The 14879-nt window shown below is 59.0% G+C and carries 16 protein-coding genes; all 16 read right to left on the bottom strand.

Features of this window, described 5'->3' with window-relative positions; translation table 11 throughout:
• Window positions 1-309: 309 nt before the first annotated feature.
• Window positions 310-1059, bottom strand: coding sequence for a hypothetical protein (locus Tel_05765; GenBank protein ALP52696.1), 750 nt, complete (start codon window positions 1057-1059; stop codon window positions 310-312).
• An 18-nt stretch (window positions 1060-1077) separates the two neighbouring features.
• Complete coding sequence (locus tag Tel_05760) at window positions 1078-1938, bottom strand: cobyrinic acid a,c-diamide synthase (protein ALP54750.1); 861 nt, start codon at window positions 1936-1938, stop codon at window positions 1078-1080.
• Window positions 1939-1945: 7 nt separating this feature from the next.
• A complete protein-coding gene (locus tag Tel_05755; protein ALP52695.1) occupies window positions 1946-3139 on the bottom strand; it encodes a hypothetical protein in 1194 nt (397 codons plus the stop codon).
• Window positions 3140-3182: 43 nt separating this feature from the next.
• Window positions 3183-5294: a flagellar biosynthesis protein FlhA gene (locus Tel_05750; GenBank protein ALP52694.1), complete on the bottom strand. Its 2112-nt coding sequence runs from the start codon at window positions 5292-5294 to the stop codon at window positions 3183-3185.
• A gap of 27 nt (window positions 5295-5321) precedes the next feature.
• The gene (locus Tel_05745) at window positions 5322-6476 is read right to left on the bottom strand and encodes a flagellar biosynthetic protein FlhB (GenBank protein ALP52693.1); all 1155 of its coding nucleotides are present in this window, start codon (window positions 6474-6476) and stop codon (window positions 5322-5324) included.
• Between the two features lies 1 nt (window position 6477).
• Window positions 6478-7251 (bottom strand): hypothetical protein, encoded by a 774-nt coding sequence (locus tag Tel_05740; GenBank protein ALP52692.1) that lies wholly within the window; start codon window positions 7249-7251, stop codon window positions 6478-6480.
• Window positions 7252-7262: 11 nt separating this feature from the next.
• Entirely contained in the window at window positions 7263-7532 is a 270-nt protein-coding gene (locus tag Tel_05735) for a flagellar biosynthetic protein FliQ (GenBank protein ID ALP52691.1), read from the bottom strand.
• Between the two features lie 9 nt (window positions 7533-7541).
• On the bottom strand, window positions 7542-8282 hold the full coding sequence (locus tag Tel_05730; protein ALP52690.1) for a flagellar biosynthesis protein flip: 741 nt from the start codon (window positions 8280-8282) through the stop codon (window positions 7542-7544).
• On the bottom strand, window positions 8279-8683 hold the full coding sequence (locus Tel_05725; protein ID ALP52689.1) for a hypothetical protein: 405 nt from the start codon (window positions 8681-8683) through the stop codon (window positions 8279-8281). Before Tel_05725 ends, Tel_05730 begins: the two co-directional genes overlap by 4 nt.
• Before the next feature lie 43 nt (window positions 8684-8726).
• On the bottom strand, window positions 8727-9152 hold the full coding sequence (locus Tel_05720; protein ID ALP52688.1) for a flagellar motor switch protein FliN: 426 nt from the start codon (window positions 9150-9152) through the stop codon (window positions 8727-8729).
• Window positions 9149-10156: a flagellar motor switch protein FliM gene (locus Tel_05715; protein ALP52687.1), complete on the bottom strand. Its 1008-nt coding sequence runs from the start codon at window positions 10154-10156 to the stop codon at window positions 9149-9151. Before Tel_05715 ends, Tel_05720 begins: the two co-directional genes overlap by 4 nt.
• Window positions 10157-10160: 4 nt before the next feature.
• Entirely contained in the window at window positions 10161-10676 is a 516-nt protein-coding gene (locus Tel_05710; protein ALP52686.1) for a hypothetical protein, read from the bottom strand.
• A 169-nt stretch (window positions 10677-10845) separates the two neighbouring features.
• Complete coding sequence (locus tag Tel_05705) at window positions 10846-11997, bottom strand: hypothetical protein (protein ID ALP52685.1); 1152 nt, start codon at window positions 11995-11997, stop codon at window positions 10846-10848.
• Between the two features lie 279 nt (window positions 11998-12276).
• The gene (locus Tel_05700; protein ID ALP52684.1) at window positions 12277-13347 is read right to left on the bottom strand and encodes a chemotaxis response regulator protein-glutamate methylesterase; all 1071 of its coding nucleotides are present in this window, start codon (window positions 13345-13347) and stop codon (window positions 12277-12279) included.
• A gap of 14 nt (window positions 13348-13361) precedes the next feature.
• Complete coding sequence (locus tag Tel_05695) at window positions 13362-14012, bottom strand: chemotaxis protein CheD (GenBank protein ALP52683.1); 651 nt, start codon at window positions 14010-14012, stop codon at window positions 13362-13364.
• A complete protein-coding gene (locus tag Tel_05690; GenBank protein ID ALP52682.1) occupies window positions 14012-14842 on the bottom strand; it encodes a chemotaxis protein CheR in 831 nt (276 codons plus the stop codon). Before Tel_05690 ends, Tel_05695 begins: the two co-directional genes overlap by 1 nt.
• Window positions 14843-14879: the final 37 nt, after the last annotated feature.

Below are 14879 nucleotides of genomic sequence, written 5' to 3'. Positions count from 1 at the left end.
AAACCTCCATTTACCTAGTGGCTCTTGAAAAAGAGGTTACGGACACATCGGTATTGAATTACGGCCCTGTAAGCTCTCTATTATTATCTGCACTTGCTGGAAAATGTTTAGGCCGCATTGAGACTAATTTACATGGCGCCACAACGGGGACCCGTCATACGGGTTAGCCTAGTGGGCACGCGCCACTTAAGACCGGCCCAAGCGGCCGTTGCGACAAATCATTGAAGGGGTAAGGGGGCGCAGCGACCAATGTCCTGCGCGCAGACCAGGCGGCCGAGTGCCGGCAGCAGAATGGTGCTTAGCCCGAGACTATTCCGATTCGTTTTTGGTCCACTGACCCAGGCGGGCCTGCAGACGAATCAAGGCCTGGCTGTGGATTTGGCTGACGCGGGATTCGCTGACGCCCAACACCGCACCGATTTCACGCAGATTGAGTTCTTCGTCGTAATACAGCGTCATCACCAGGCGTTCGCGTTCAGGCAAGCCGGCGATGGCCTCGGCCAGGCTGCGTTTGAAATCCTCTTTTTGCAGACCGTCGAAAGGCGTCGTGGCGGCTTGGGAAAGGGTGGTGGCAACCGCTTCGTCATCAGCGCCCAGGTCGTCGAAGCTGAGCATCAGATAACCACTGGCCGCCTGCAAGGTCTGGTGATATTCGCTGAGGGACATGTCCAGCGCTTCGGCGACTTCATTGTCGCGTGCGTCGCGGCCTTTCATGCTTTCGATCTGGCGGACCGCCTCGGCCACCTTGCGCGCCTTGCGGTGCACTGAGCGGGGTGCCCAATCGTTCTTGCGGATCTCGTCGAGCATGGCGCCGCGCACCCGGATACCGGCATAGGTCTCGAAGCTGGCGCCCTGTTTGGAATCGTAGTTGCGGGCCGCCTCGAGCAAGCCGATCATGCCGGCCTGAATCAGGTCGTCGGCCTGCACACTGGGTGGCAAACGACACATCAGGTGGTAGGCAATGCGCTTGACCAGCGGCGCATGTTGTACGACCAGGTCATCCTTACTGTTTTTTTTAGTCGTTTGCATAGTATTGCTGTACATTGCGAGTCCGTTCATTGCAGCGTCCCTTCACGTTTATTGTGCACTCTGAATCAGCCGTTCGACAAAAAACTCCAGGTGTCCGCCCGCGTTCCTGGGTATGGGCCAGTTATCGGCTTTCTTCGCCAAATTCTTGAATGCCATTGCGGCCTTACTTCTGGGATAGGCCTCAATTACCGCTTTTTGCCGCTGCAACGCCTTTCTTAGGTACTCATCGTAGGGGATAGTGCCCATAAAATCCAAGGTTACGTCGAGAAAGCGGTCGGTAACCTTGACCATTTTATTGAATAGCTCACGCCCTTCTTGCATGCTGTGCGCCATATTCGATAGTACCCTAAAACGCTGAATCCCGTAATCTCGGTTGAGCACCTTCATCAAGGCATAGGCGTCGGTAATTGAGGTGGGTTCGTCGCAGACGACGATAATGACTTCCTGCGCGGCGCGGGTGAAACTCACCACCGAATCGGCGATGCCCGCGGCGGTATCGATGATCAAGGCATCCAGATCATGTCCGACTTCACTGAAGGCCTGAATCATGCCGGCATGCTGCGCCGGGGTCAGTTCGGCCATGTTCTGCATACCGGACGAGGCCGGCACGATTTGTAAACCACTGGGCCCGGCGACAATCACCTCTTCCAGGGTGCGTTCGCCGTTGATGACGTGGGAGAGATTAAATTGCGGACGCAGACCCAGCATGATGTCCACATTGGCCAAACCCAGATCGGCGTCCAGCAACATTACCTGTTTGCCTTCCGCCACCATCGCCAGCGCCAGATTGACCGAAACATTGGTCTTGCCCACCCCACCCTTGCCGCTGGCGACGGCGATCACCCTCACCGGGTGCGGCTTACTCACTTTTCGTAGCCCTGCTGCCTGATCCATCTGTGTCTCCGTCATCAACATACTAATAACCCGCCTCATTCAGGCGCACGCCCGACATTTCATCGTCGAGCAGGTCGGTACTTTCTTGCATCACGGCGACACTGCGGCTGACCAGGGTATGGGCCCGCGCCGGCTGCAAATCTTCCGGCACGCGCTGCCCGTCGCTGACATAGGCCACCGGCAGCCGGTGCCGAATCACCACGTCCAGGGCATGGCCGAGGCAGGTGCTTTCGTCCATCTTGGTGAGGATGCAACCGGCCAGATTTACGCCCTGGAAACCGCGTACCACTTCCTGCAGGCCGGACAGGCGTGAGGTGGTTGAGGCCACCAGGTAACTGCGCACACGCTCGCTTTCGCTTTTTAATACAGAGAATTGTTCCGACAGGCGCAGATCGCGCTGACTCATGCCGGCGGTGTCAATCAGCACCAGACGCTTGTCGCAGAAATAATCCAAGGCACTTTGCAAGCCAGCGGCGTTGTTGGCGAAACGGATCGGCACATCCAGGATGCGGGCATAGGCCTTAAGCTGCTCATGGGCGCCGATGCGGTAGCTGTCGGTGGAGATCAGGGCGACACTGCGGGCGCCGTGGCGCATCACGAAGCGCGACGCCAGCTTGGCCACGGTGGTAGTCTTGCCCACACCGGTGGGTCCTACCAGGGCGACGGCGCCGCCGTGGTTGAGGATGTCGTCGTCAGTGACCGCGAGTTTGACCGCGATCTTGCCCAGCAGGCGACGCCACAACTCTTCCTCGCTGCCCTCAAGCGCCAGGGATTCCAACAATTCCCGCGCCATGCTGCTGCCCAGGCCGAGCATGGCCAGACGTTGTTTGAGCGTTTGATAAAACGGGTGGGGGCGTTCCGGTTCCGCACGGCCTATGCCGGCCAGCTGGCTTTCCAGCAGGCCGCGCAAGGTCTTGATCTCGCCGCGCATCTCCATCAGGGCCGGTTCCTCATTCCAGATGACTTGGGGCTTGGTCGGGGCCGGGTGGTGAACGTCATCTATTCTCGGCCGGGACGACGCACGCTGGGTGTCACGCGCATGTTCCTGCTGCACCTCGCGGCGCAGGGCGTTTTCGTCATAATCGATGGCCGAAATGATTTCAATGCCGCCGTTGACGCGTCGGTTGGAGAGGATGACGGCGTCTTCGCCCAATTCCTCGCGCACCATGCGCATGGCGCTTCTCACATCCGCAGCAAAAAATCGTTTTATTTTCATCGCACACTTACCTCATTTACACTGCGCCGACGTGCCATGTCGGTTAACCCAGGGCCGGAGTCGCTTGTCCGCCCACGGACGCCACGACCTTGATCTGCTTGTCATCGGGTATCTCGTTGTATGACAGCACTCGCAGCGACGGGATGCCCCCCTTGGTCAAGCGCGCCAGCACCGGCCGGATCAAGGCCGAGACCAGCAACACCGCCGGCTGTCCGTTGACTTCCTGGCGCTGCGCCGCCTCACCCAGGGCAGAGAACATGTTCTCCGCCAGCCCGGGCTCCAGCCCGAGACCGCCGCTGCCGGCGTTCTTTACCGACTCTTGCAATAACTGTTCCAATGTTGGATCCAGCGTAATGACCGGCAGCTCGTTCGCTATGCCGTTGATTTGCTGGACAATTGACCGACCGAGGGCAATACGCACCTGCGACGTCAAAATACCGGGGTCTTGACTCCGGCTGCCTTCGTCCGCCAAGGTTTCGACGATGCGGCGCATGTCGCGAATGGGAATGCCCTCCTCCAACAGGCTTTGCAGCACCTTCACCACCACGCCCAGCGGCAGGATGTCGGGCACCAGTCCCTCCACCAGCTTGGGCGCGACCTTGGCCACGTTGTCAAGCAGCTGTTGCACCTCTTCACGGCCCAACAGCTCTTGGCCGTGAGCGCCGATGATATGACTCAGATGGGTCGCCACCACGGTGCTGGGATCGACCACGGTATACCCCAGGCCCTGGGCATGATCGCGCTGCGACGTCTCGATCCAGACCGCGTCCAGACCGAAGGCCGGGTCCTTGCCCGGGATGCCCTGCAGGTTGCCGTAGACCTGGCCCGGGTTGATGGCCAGTTCCCGGTCGGGATGGATGGTGGCCTCGCCCACGGTGGCCCCCAGCAAGGTGATGCGATAGACGTTGGGCGCCAGCTCCAGATTGTCACGGATATGCACCGAGGGAATCAGGAAGCCCAGGTCTTGGGTCAGCTTCTTGCGAATACCCTTGATGCGGCCCATCAACTGGCCGCCTTGATTCTTATCTACCAGCGGGATCAGACGATAACCCACCTCCAGGCCGAGGGTGTCCACCGGCACCACATCGTCCCAGCTAAGCTCTTTGATCTCCGGCCCCGGCGCCTGCGGCACCGGTTCGCGCTGCTGCTGCGCCTCCGCGGCGGCGGCGCGCTGCCGCTTTTGCATAGCCATGTAGGCGCCACCGCCCATAATGGCGGCCAGGGTCAGGAACACCAGGTTGGGCATGCCGGGGATAATGCCCAACACTCCGAGAATAACGGCGGTGACGATCAAGACGCGCGGATCTTCGAATAACTGACCCAGGATCTGACCGCCCATGTCCTGCGAACTGGAGACGCGGGTCACGATAATGGCCGTGGCGGTGGACAGCACCAGCGAGGGGATCTGCGCCACCAGGCCGTCACCGATGGTCAGCAGGGTGTAATTGCGCACCGCCTCGGCGAACAGCATGTCGTGCTGGGCCACGCCGATGGCCAAACCACCGATGATGTTGATGAACAGAATCAAGATGCCGGCGATGGCGTCGCCACGCACGAATTTGCTGGCACCGTCCATGGAACCGTAAAAATCCGCTTCCTGGATGATTTCGTTACGCCGTAGCTGGGCCTCTTCCTGACCGATCAGGCCGGCATTGAGGTCGGCGTCGATGGCCATCTGCCGGCCCGGCATGGCGTCCAGGGTGAAGCGTGCCGACACTTCCGAGACGCGCCCGGCACCCTTGGTGACCACCACGAAATTGATGATCACCAGGATGGCGAACACCACCAGGCCGACGGCATAGTTGCCGCCGATGACGAATTCACCGAAGGCCTCGATCACCTGACCGGCGGCGTCGGTGCCGGTATGCCCGTCGAGCAGCACCACGCGCGTGGAGGCGATGTTCAGCGCCAGGCGCAACAGGGTGGCGAGCAGCAGCACGGTGGGAAAGACGGCGAAATCCAGCGGCCGCCTGCTGTAGATCACCGCCAGCAGCACAATCAAAGAGAGCGATATATTAAAGGTGAACAGCGCATCCAGGCCCAGTGCCGGCAGCGGCACAATCATCATGCCCAGCATCATCAACAGGATGACGGGCACGCCCAGCCCCATGCGCATCACCTCCGACATACTGGGCATGTTCTTAGCGTTTTCCATACGTCTTCCCCTGCTCTATTACTGCTGTCACTGTTTTTTCCCCTTGGCATCAAACTGCATATCTTCGGGAATGGGCAGATCATTCATTTCCAGATCTTTACGCTCATAGGCGCCGCCGAACTGCTGTTTCAGGTGGTAGACGTAGGCCAGTACCCGGGCCACGGCCAGATACAGGCCTTCCGGCACTTCCTCGTCCAGCTCGGTGGTGAAGAACAGCGCACGCGCCAGGGCCGGTGAGGCCATCAAGGGCACGTCATTGCCCTGGGCGATCTTTCTGATCTCAAAGGCCACAAGATCGGCGCCCTTGGCCACCAAGATGGGGGCATTCATTTTGTTCTGGTCGTACTTGATGGCCACCGAGAAGTGGTGGGGGTTGGTGATGACCACATCGGCTTCGGGCACCTTCTCCATCATGCGGTGCATGGCCATATCCATCTGGGTGCGGCGGATGCGAGCCTTGAGTTCGGGACTGCCGTCGGTATCCTTGTTCTCCTGCTTGACCTCCTGCTTGGTCATCTTCAGCTGGCGCTTGTGATTCCACAGCTGAAACGGCACATCAAACGCGGCGATCACAATCATGCTGGCGCTGACGGCGAAAAAACCCCAGAAGATCAGTTCGCCGGAGTGGGCAATGGCCTGATTCACCGGCTCCATGCCCAAACCCATGACCGGCTCGAAGGCGAAGTACAGCACCGTCAGGCCGCAGATACCAATGACGAAGAACTTGGCCAGGGCCTTGCCCAGCTCCATCGCCCCCTGCGGCCCGAAGATGCGCTTCATGCCTGAGAGCGGATTCATCTTGGAAAACTTGGGCGCCAAGGCCTGGACGCTGAAATTCCAGCCGCTCAGGGCGATGGACCCGGCAATGGCCGAGACCACCAGCAACACCAGGAACGGCGCCAGGGCGATCAAGGCCTCGGCGACCGCGCTGAGAAAGCCATCGATCATGTAACGCGTGTCGAATACCTCGGCGCGGCGCAGGCTGAAGTTGCTCACCATGACCCTGCCCAGGGCCGACACCACCATGGGCCCGAACGCCAACAACCCCAAGGCCGCCGTCATCAACATCACAGTGGTGGTGAGTTCGCGCGAACGGGCAACCTGGCCCTTTTCCCGCGCTTCACGCAGTTTTTTCTCGGTAGGGTCTTCGGTTTTTTCCTGACCGTCTGACGACTCCGCCATATCAGCTACTCATCATCTCGCGCATGAACAAAAACCCTTCGTTGAACAGAGTGGCCAGTTGGGGCAAGGCAGTGGAGAGGGTCAACATGATCACCACGAAACCGGCGGTTATGGTGATGGAAAAACCGACGGCGAAGATATTCATCTGCGGCGTGGCACGCGTCATGACACCCATCACCATATTGATCATCAGCAAAGAAACCACCGCAGGCAGGACCATGATCAGGGCGCCTGAAAACATCCAGGCGGAAAAATAGACCATGGCCTCGATGCCCGCCAGGGCCAATCCCTCGCCGCCGACCGGCAGGATCTCAAAGCTCTCGCCGAGGATCTGCAGCAACACCAGGTGGCCGTTGAGGGACAGGAAGAACAGCACCGCAATGATGTTGTAAAACTGGCTCACCACCGGTACGTTGACGCCGGTCTGCGGGTCCATCATCTGGGCGAAGCCGAGGCCCATCTGCATGCCAATCAACTGACCGCCGTTGACCACGGCGGCGAAGATGAACTGCATGACAAAGCCGAGCGCGGCACCGATCAAAATCTGCTCGAATACCAGCAAGAACATGTTCAACGACAAGGGATCGACGCTGTCGGCAGGCGTGAGACCGGGGAATATGGCCACTGAAATGGCCACGGCAACGATCAGGCGTATCTTCATCGGCACCATGCCGGTACTGAAAATGGGCGCCGCCACGATAAAGGCGCTGACGCGAAAAAACGGCAATAGGTACCAGAGCAGTTGATTGACGACTTGGTCATAGACGAGATTCACCAGCCAGCGCCTCAGCCGATCACGCCGGGAATGCCGCTGATCAGGCGCTGAAAGTAATTCACCAGCAGATTCAGAAGCCAGGGGCCGGCGAACATGATCACCCCGAAGGTCACCAACAGCTTGGGGATGAAACTGAGGGTTTGTTCATTGACCTGGGTGGCGGCCTGGAACACGCTCACCAGCAGCCCCACGGCCAACGCCGGCAGCAGAATAATCATCACCAGCACGGTCAACACCTGCAATGCCTGAGTACCGATATCGAGGACGACTTCAGGTGTCATACATTGACCTCACGCGACATAGAAACTGGAGGCCAGGGTGCCCAGTACCAACACCCAGCCATCAATTAAGACAAACATCATGATCTTGAACGGCAGAGACACGATCAGCGGCGACAACATCATCATCCCCATGGCCATGAGTACGCTGGCCACCACCAGATCGATTATCAGAAAGGGGATAAAGATCATGAAGCCGATCTGGAAGGCAGTCTTCAATTCACTGGTCAAAAACGCCGGCACCAGCACCGAGAAGGGAATATCGCCGAGATTGTCTTCGCTGAATTCCTGACCCGACATATCGGCGAACAGGGCAAGGTCGGTCTCGCGCACCTGGTCGAGCATGAAGCGCTTGAACGGCTGAGAGGCGCGCAGCAAGGCGTCCTCGCTGGAAATCTCCTCGTTCATGTAAGGTTCGAAGGCATCGTTATAAACACGGTCGAACACCGGCGCCATGACGAAAAACGTCATGAACAAGGCCAGCCCGATGATGATCTGATTGGTCGGCGTGGACATGGTGCCCAGCGCCTGACGCAGCAATGCCAGCACGATGACGATGCGCGCGAAGCTGGTCATGGCCAACACCCCCGCCGGGATGAAGGTCAGCAGGGTCATCAGGACCAGCACCTGAATACTCAGGGAATAGGTTTCGGTACCGTCCGGATTGACGCTCATGGACAGGGCCTGCATACCGGGCTCGGCGAAACCGACAGCGGGAAAAAACAGGGCCAAAAGAATGAGCAAACCTTTCATTGTTTGTCCAGCCGGGTCAGGCTCTGTTTGAGTTTTTCAGCGAAGGCGCCCTTCTCGGCCGGTGTCGGGGGTTTGATCTCATCTCCCTTTTCCAAGGCATAGAGCATGTTGACCTGGCCCGGCGCCACGCCTACCAGGATCTGGCGCTCGCCCACTTGCATCAGTACCACGCGCTCCTTCTGTCCCACCGAAACACCGGCGACGCTCCTGAGCGAGGCGTTGTAGATAACCGAACCGCCCAGGTATTTCTTGAACAACCAGGCTAATAGAAAGATCAGGAACAATACGAACAACAGCCCCAGCACCAGCTTGATCATCTGGTCCGCCGAGGTATGCGGCAGGCTTTTCTGCACTTTATCCGCCTGTTCCTGGGCCGCCGCCAAGCCGGGCAGAAGCGCCATAAAGAGGACTATGTATCGGTAAGGAATCACTGAATACCTGCGCTTATTTGAGTTTCTTGATACGTTCCTGGGCACTGATCACGTCGGTCAGGCGGATGCCGAACTTTTCGTTTACCACCACCACTTCGCCGTGGGCGATGAGGGTGCCGTTGACCAGCACGTCCATGGGCTCACCGGCGAGCCGATCGAGCTCCACCACCGAGCCTTGGTTCAATTGCAGCAGATTACGGATACTGATCTTGCTGCGGCCGATCTCCATGGAAATGGTGACCGGGATGTCGAGGATGACGTCCAGGTTTTCCTCGCCCGGCACATGGGGTACGGGGTCGGTGAACTCGTCCAATTCGGCCGGTTCGGCCTGCGGCGCGTTGTTTTCTTCCTCGTCCTGCTCCGCCAGCGCGGCAGCCCAGGCATCCTCGGCAGCGGCGTCATCGCTGCTGATATCCGGGTTTTCGGTTTCGTCGTTCATCGGTCAACTCCTGGCTTGGTAACAACGGGTAGGCCGGCCTTGATCGGCTCTATGATGCGGATGGCATTATTGCTGTGGTGGACGCCGAATTTGCCGCGAAACACGGGCACATCGTCCTCGGTGGCCAAAATGACCCGTTCGGGAAAATCAAAGGGGATGATATCGCCCGCCTTCATGTTAAGAACCTCGCGCAAGCTCATATCCACCTCGGTGAGGGTGCTCTTGACGTCGATATTGGCTTCTTTGATGTCTTCCATCAGCGCCCGGGTCCAGCGCTCGTCCACCTCGGTACGGTCGCTGACGGTGCCGGCGTCGAGTAATTCACGGATCGGCTCGAGCATGGAGTACGGGATGGTGACATGGATGTCACCGCCGCCGCCGTCCAATTCAATATGAAACGTGGAGATCACCACCACCTCGGTGGGGCTGACGATATTGGCGAAGTGCGGATTGACCTCTGAGTTCTGAAATTCGAAATCCACATCCATGACCGGCGCCCAGGCATCCTTCATATTCTGAAACGCCTTTTGCAGCATCATCTCGATGATACGGTTCTCGGTATGGGTGAATTCGCGGCCCTCGATCTTGTTGTAGAACTTGCCGCTGCCACCGAAAAAGTTGTCCACCACGATGAATACGAATTTGGGATCGAAGACGAACAGTCCGGTACCGCGCAGTGGCTTCACGTGGACCAGATTCAGGCTGGTGGGCACGAACAGGGTGTGAACGTATTCGGCGAACTTGAGCATCTGCACGCCGCCGACGGCGATCTCGGCGGTGCGGCGCAGCATGTTGAACAGGCTGGTCCGGAAATAGCGGGCGAAGCGCTCGTTGATCATCTCCAGGGTAGGCATGCGCCCGCGCACGATCCTATCCTGACTGGTGAAATCGTAGGCCTTGGCCTCGCCGTCGAAGATGTCTTCTTCGGTCTCGACGTCACCGCCGTCGACGCCGTGTAACAGGGCGTCGATTTCGTCTTGTGATAACAGGTCGTTTACTGACATAGTCTTATTGCATTACAAAGGTTGTGAAATAGACTTCCTCGACCTTACCCTCGACCTTATGCTTTTTCAGAATGCTCAGGATCTCGTTCAGGGTCTTTTGGCGCAGCTCTTCTTTGCCTTCGAGGGTGACCAGGGTGCCGTAGCTCTGATTGCTGAGCAGCAGGATGATGTTATTTTTGAGCGCCGGCATGTGGGTCTGGATGCCGTCCACGGCGGTTTGGTTGTAGGTCATGATCTCAACACTGACCTGCAGGAAACGCAGTCCCTGGTCGGTCTCGAAGTTGACGGTAAAGGGTTCGGGAAAGGCGAAGTAGATCGGCACCTTATTGGCGTCCTGTTGCGGCTTTTGCTCTTCTTCCGCGACGTCCGGGTCGCCCGTGCCGCCCAACATGCCGGTGAAATAGAGCGTGCCGCCAGTGCCCGCCCCCAGCAGCACCAGCAGGGTCAGCACCATGAAGATCATCTTCTTGGCATTGCCCTTCTTGGCCGGTTTGGTATCGTCGTCGTCCGCGTCTGCCATTGCCTTTCCTCAAGCTGATTGGATCACCCAATCTGGAATAGCAATTAGCATGCCACGAAAATGTTCTAATAATTACAACGGCTTACAATCTTAAAAGGAGATGGCGACGGATTTTTGACTGGGCGTATTGAGGTGCGGCGGGAGACAACGACAAGAAAGCGACGGGGGTTTACGCGTACAGATCCAGGCCGCGTTGCAACGGCAGCGCGGACAGATCGACCTGTCCGATCACCCGTTCGGCGTCGTCATCGAAGCCCGACGGAGCGGCGGCGAAGCCGTGGCCATCCGCCTGTCCCTGCTGATGGCGCTGACGCCGATCCGGCAAGGATTGGTCCGACACCGTCGCATCCGCCAGCTGCACACCGGAACCGGAGAACATTTCACGCAGCCGCGGCAACGAGGTCTCGATCGCATCGCGCACCGCCGTGTGGTGGGCGGAAAAGGTGATCGAGGCCTTATCGTCGTTCATCACCACGCGTACCTCCACCGGCCCCAGATGAGCGGGATTGAGGCGAATCTCGGCGACCTGGGCCTGGCCCGTTGCGCCGCCCCTGGCCAGCATCACCACCCGATTGCTGAAATCCTGCTGCCACTGCGGATCATTCAAGGGCGTCTGGATAAAGCTTTGCGTCGGCCGGGCATCGCCGGCGGTGGTGGTCATGGGGCGTCCTTGTGAGCCGCCCTGCAGGGTGGCCAGTGAATCGATTTGGCCGTCACTCCAGTTGAGCAGCTCGGCCGACGGCCGGCGTTCCAGGTTCGTGTTCATCATCACGCGTTCCAGCATGGCGGGCGAAATGGCGGCCACCGGATTGACACTCAGCCGCTGACCCGCCTCCGGGTTAGCGGATACCTCGACACTGTCTAGCTCGAGGGCCGGAGCCGCCGTCGGCGGCTGGGGCTGACGCCCGGCGGCCAATGGGGCTTGAACCGGCGTGTGGGCATTGGCCAGGGCCGCCACCCGTTCGTCCAGCAGACGCGCATCGGCGGCCGGGGACGGCGCGGGGGTCATGGTCAGCAGTGGCGGGAAGGGGGCATCGGCGATGGGATCCGCTGGGGCATCGGCGACGGGATTCGCTGCGGCCTCGGCGTCGCGCTGAGTCGTGGCCAGTTTAATCTGCTTGAATACCGCCGCCAGGCTGTCCGGCGGCAACTCCAGCTGCGCCAGCAGCGCCTCCAACTCCTCAGCGGCAAGACCTTGCCCCGGCTGCTGCGGCAAAGGCGAGCCAGCTGTTGCCGCCTGGCCGCCGATCAGCTGCTCAACGACGGCGCGCAAGGCTTCGGGGTTCAGCCCCGCCGCGCCGCTCGGGCTGTCGAGCGGCAATTGTTGCTGCGACGCTCGGAGCGCACTCAAAAACGGCGACGGGCCATTTTCGCTTTTTGTTTCAACCCCTTGCGCCGGCCTTCCGGCACCGATCACGGCGCCGGAGGCAGGCCCCTGCCCCGGCAGCAGTCCGGCTAAGAGAGATGAAATATCGGGTGTCGCTGTTTGCATTCGGTCATATATCCTGGTTTCGCGTTAGATATAGAGCAATTAACGTACCAACGTGCATTGAATACCTCGGGAGAAAAGCTTGGTCGCCGGCGGCAGCGCCGCGCGGTGCTATTTCCGAATCAGTTCGATGAGCTTGCGCACGACCGTGTTGAGCGGCAGGACGAAATCCACAGCGCCGCGCTTGACCGCCTCGCCCGGCATGCCCCAGACCACGCTGGTCTTCTCGTCCTGGGCGATGGTCTGGGCGCCGGCCTGGCGCATCTCATTCAAGCCGTCGGCGCCATCGGCGCCCATTCCGGTCAGGATCACCCCCAGGGCATTGGGACCGGCAGTCTGCGCCACCGAGCGAAACAATACGTCCACCGCCGGGCGATGCCGATTCACCGGCGGACCGTCGCTGAGACGACAGCGATATTTGGCCCCGTCACGCACCACCAGCAAGTGCGCGTCGCCCGGCGCGATATAGGCATGACCGGGAAGGATCTGATCTCCATCCTCGGCCTGTTTGACGTGAATGGCACAAAGGCTGTCCATACGCCGGGCGAACGGTTCGCTAAAGGCGGCGGGGATGTGCTGTGCGATCACAATGCCCGGCGCATCCGGGGGCATGTCGACCAACACCTCGCGGATGGCCTCCGTGCCCCCGGTGGACGCACCCATGGCGATGAGCCGATCGGTGGTGCGATAGTGCTTACCGATTTCCTTTTGGATCACCGCATCGACACTGTTCTTCTGGCGCACCTGGAGCGAAGCGGAGCGTATCAGCAAGGCGGTCTTGCTGACGGCGGCGGCGGTCTTCAGCTTGTTAACCAGTTCATCGCGATAGGCGCCGAGGCCTTCGGCCAGATCCAGCTTGGGCTTGGTGACGAAATCGATGGCGCCGGTTTCCAGGGCTTCGAGGGTGACATCGGCGCCCGCTTCGGTGAGGGACGACACCATCACCACCGGCATGGGGTGCAAACGCATCAGGTTCTTGAGAAAGGTGAGTCCGTCCATGCGTGGCATTTCCACATCCAGGGTAAGCACGTCGGGCTGCAGTTGCTTGATCTTTTCACGGGCGATATAGGGATCCTGCGCCGCACCGACCACCTCGATGCCGGGGGCATCGGACAACATTTCCGTCAGCAGCTTACGCACCAGGGCGGAGTCATCAACGATTAGGACTTTGATCTTAGCCATCGCGTCCGCATCGATCAGAACAGATCGATTTCACCCTCGATGGGCTTGGTCTCGAGGCTGTCCATATAATCGGCTTCACGCTCGATAATGGTCCTGTTGTGCATGGAGCGCAGCTTCTTCATCCTCACCTTGCCGGACTGGGGAAAATAGTGGACCTTCCGGGGATAGATACCCCCCAAGTCTTCCGCCAATAACTTGAGCCCCTCGGTTTTGATGAATTCATGCACGAAGGCGATATTCTGTTTGCCGATGTTGGTCATATGCTCCATCACCATACCGCCGCCGAAAATCTTCAACTCCAGATTTTCGCGCCGGCCGCCGTGCTTCAGCACATCGTTGATCAACGCCTCCATAGCGAAATTGCCGTAACGCGTGGCGGCATTGTTCCAGGTGCTGTTGCTACCGCCGCCCGCGGCGCCGATGGGCAGCATGAAGTGATTCATGCCACCGATGCCGAACACACTGTCGCGAATACAGGCCGAGACACAAGAGCCCAATACCGTGACGATCATTTCCCCTTCCAGACTGACATAATATTCGCCGGGCAGGATCTTGGCGGCATAGACATCGTGCATCTTGTCCCAATAACGATTGATATGGGAAAAGCCGGGCAATGCCTTAGGCTGCCTCGCCTCCGGCCGCGCTGTAGTGAATCCGCCTGTCATCAGGCCATCCTCTGATAAACGGTTTTGCCCAACAACCTAAAACGCTCGGAGACCTTATAGAGCGTTTCTGAATGCCCGACGAAGAGGTAGCCGTCGGAGCGCAGGATATCGGCATAGCGGTGAAACAGGCGGCGCTGGGTATCCTTATCGAAATAGATCACCACGTTACGGCAAAAGATGACATCGACCCCCGCTTTGACGGGCCAGTCGCCCATCAGATTGAGTTGTTTGAATATGATTAAATCACGCAGCGCCGAGGAAGCCTTGACCAGACCGGCGCGCTCACCCGTGCCGCGATAAAACCAGCGTTTCAGCACCGCCGGAGGCAGGCCGTTGACGCGTTCCAAGGTATAGACGCCTTCACTACCGGTGGCGATCACGTTGGTATCGAGGTCGGTGGCCAGAATGCGGACGTCCCAGCCGAGCTTGTCGGGGATGGCCTCCTTCACTGTAATGGCGAGACTATAAGGCTCTTCACCGGAGGAACATCCGGCCGACCAAATGCGGATGGTCTTGCTGGCCGCATTGAGTCGCATCAGCTGCGGCAGTACGGTGGCCTTCAGATATTCAAAATGATGCTGCTCACGAAAAAACGACGTTAGATTGGTGGTGATGGAGTTTACGAAATTGCCCAGCTCACCATCATCGCCCTGCGCCAGCAGTTCCAGGTAGTCGGTGAAGGAGTTGAGATGGAGTTGCCGCAGACGGCGCGCCAAACGACTATAGACCATATCCATCTTGATATCGGAAAGATGAATACCGGTATGCTCTAGAACCAGCTTTCTAATTTGTTGAAAATGCTTATCGGTAAACTCGAATTCCCTCGACATTCAATTTTCTTCCTGACCAGCGACCATCGAGCGGCGC

The organism is Candidatus Tenderia electrophaga, assembly GCA_001447805.1.
GTDB lineage: Bacteria > Pseudomonadota > Gammaproteobacteria > Tenderiales > Tenderiaceae > Tenderia > Tenderia electrophaga.
This window is presented reverse-complemented; position numbering and strand designations above follow the sequence as displayed.

Bases quoted from the DNA above. Each gene is read 5' to 3' on its own strand.
- Tel_05700 (ALP52684.1), bottom strand. From the start codon at position 13,347: ATGGCTAAGATCAAAGTCCTAATCGTTGATGACTCCGCCCTGGTGCGT.
- Tel_05730 (ALP52690.1), bottom strand. From the start codon at position 8,282: ATGAAAGGTTTGCTCATTCTTTTGGCCCTGTTTTTTCCCGCTGTCGGT.
- Tel_05690 (ALP52682.1), bottom strand. From the start codon at position 14,842: ATGTCGAGGGAATTCGAGTTTACCGATAAGCATTTTCAACAAATTAGA.
- Tel_05745 (ALP52693.1), bottom strand. From the start codon at position 6,476: ATGGCGGAGTCGTCAGACGGTCAGGAAAAAACCGAAGACCCTACCGAG.
- Tel_05695 (ALP52683.1), bottom strand. From the start codon at position 14,012: ATGACAGGCGGATTCACTACAGCGCGGCCGGAGGCGAGGCAGCCTAAG.
- Tel_05755 (ALP52695.1), bottom strand. From the start codon at position 3,139: ATGAAAATAAAACGATTTTTTGCTGCGGATGTGAGAAGCGCCATGCGC.
- Tel_05715 (ALP52687.1), bottom strand. From the start codon at position 10,156: ATGTCAGTAAACGACCTGTTATCACAAGACGAAATCGACGCCCTGTTA.
- Tel_05725 (ALP52689.1), bottom strand. From the start codon at position 8,683: ATGGCGCTTCTGCCCGGCTTGGCGGCGGCCCAGGAACAGGCGGATAAA.
- Tel_05710 (ALP52686.1), bottom strand. From the start codon at position 10,676: ATGGCAGACGCGGACGACGACGATACCAAACCGGCCAAGAAGGGCAAT.
- Tel_05735 (ALP52691.1), bottom strand. From the start codon at position 7,532: ATGACACCTGAAGTCGTCCTCGATATCGGTACTCAGGCATTGCAGGTG.
- Tel_05750 (ALP52694.1), bottom strand. From the start codon at position 5,294: ATGGAAAACGCTAAGAACATGCCCAGTATGTCGGAGGTGATGCGCATG.
- Tel_05720 (ALP52688.1), bottom strand. From the start codon at position 9,152: ATGAACGACGAAACCGAAAACCCGGATATCAGCAGCGATGACGCCGCT.
- Tel_05760 (ALP54750.1), bottom strand. From the start codon at position 1,938: ATGACGGAGACACAGATGGATCAGGCAGCAGGGCTACGAAAAGTGAGT.
- Tel_05765 (ALP52696.1), bottom strand. From the start codon at position 1,059: ATGAACGGACTCGCAATGTACAGCAATACTATGCAAACGACTAAAAAA.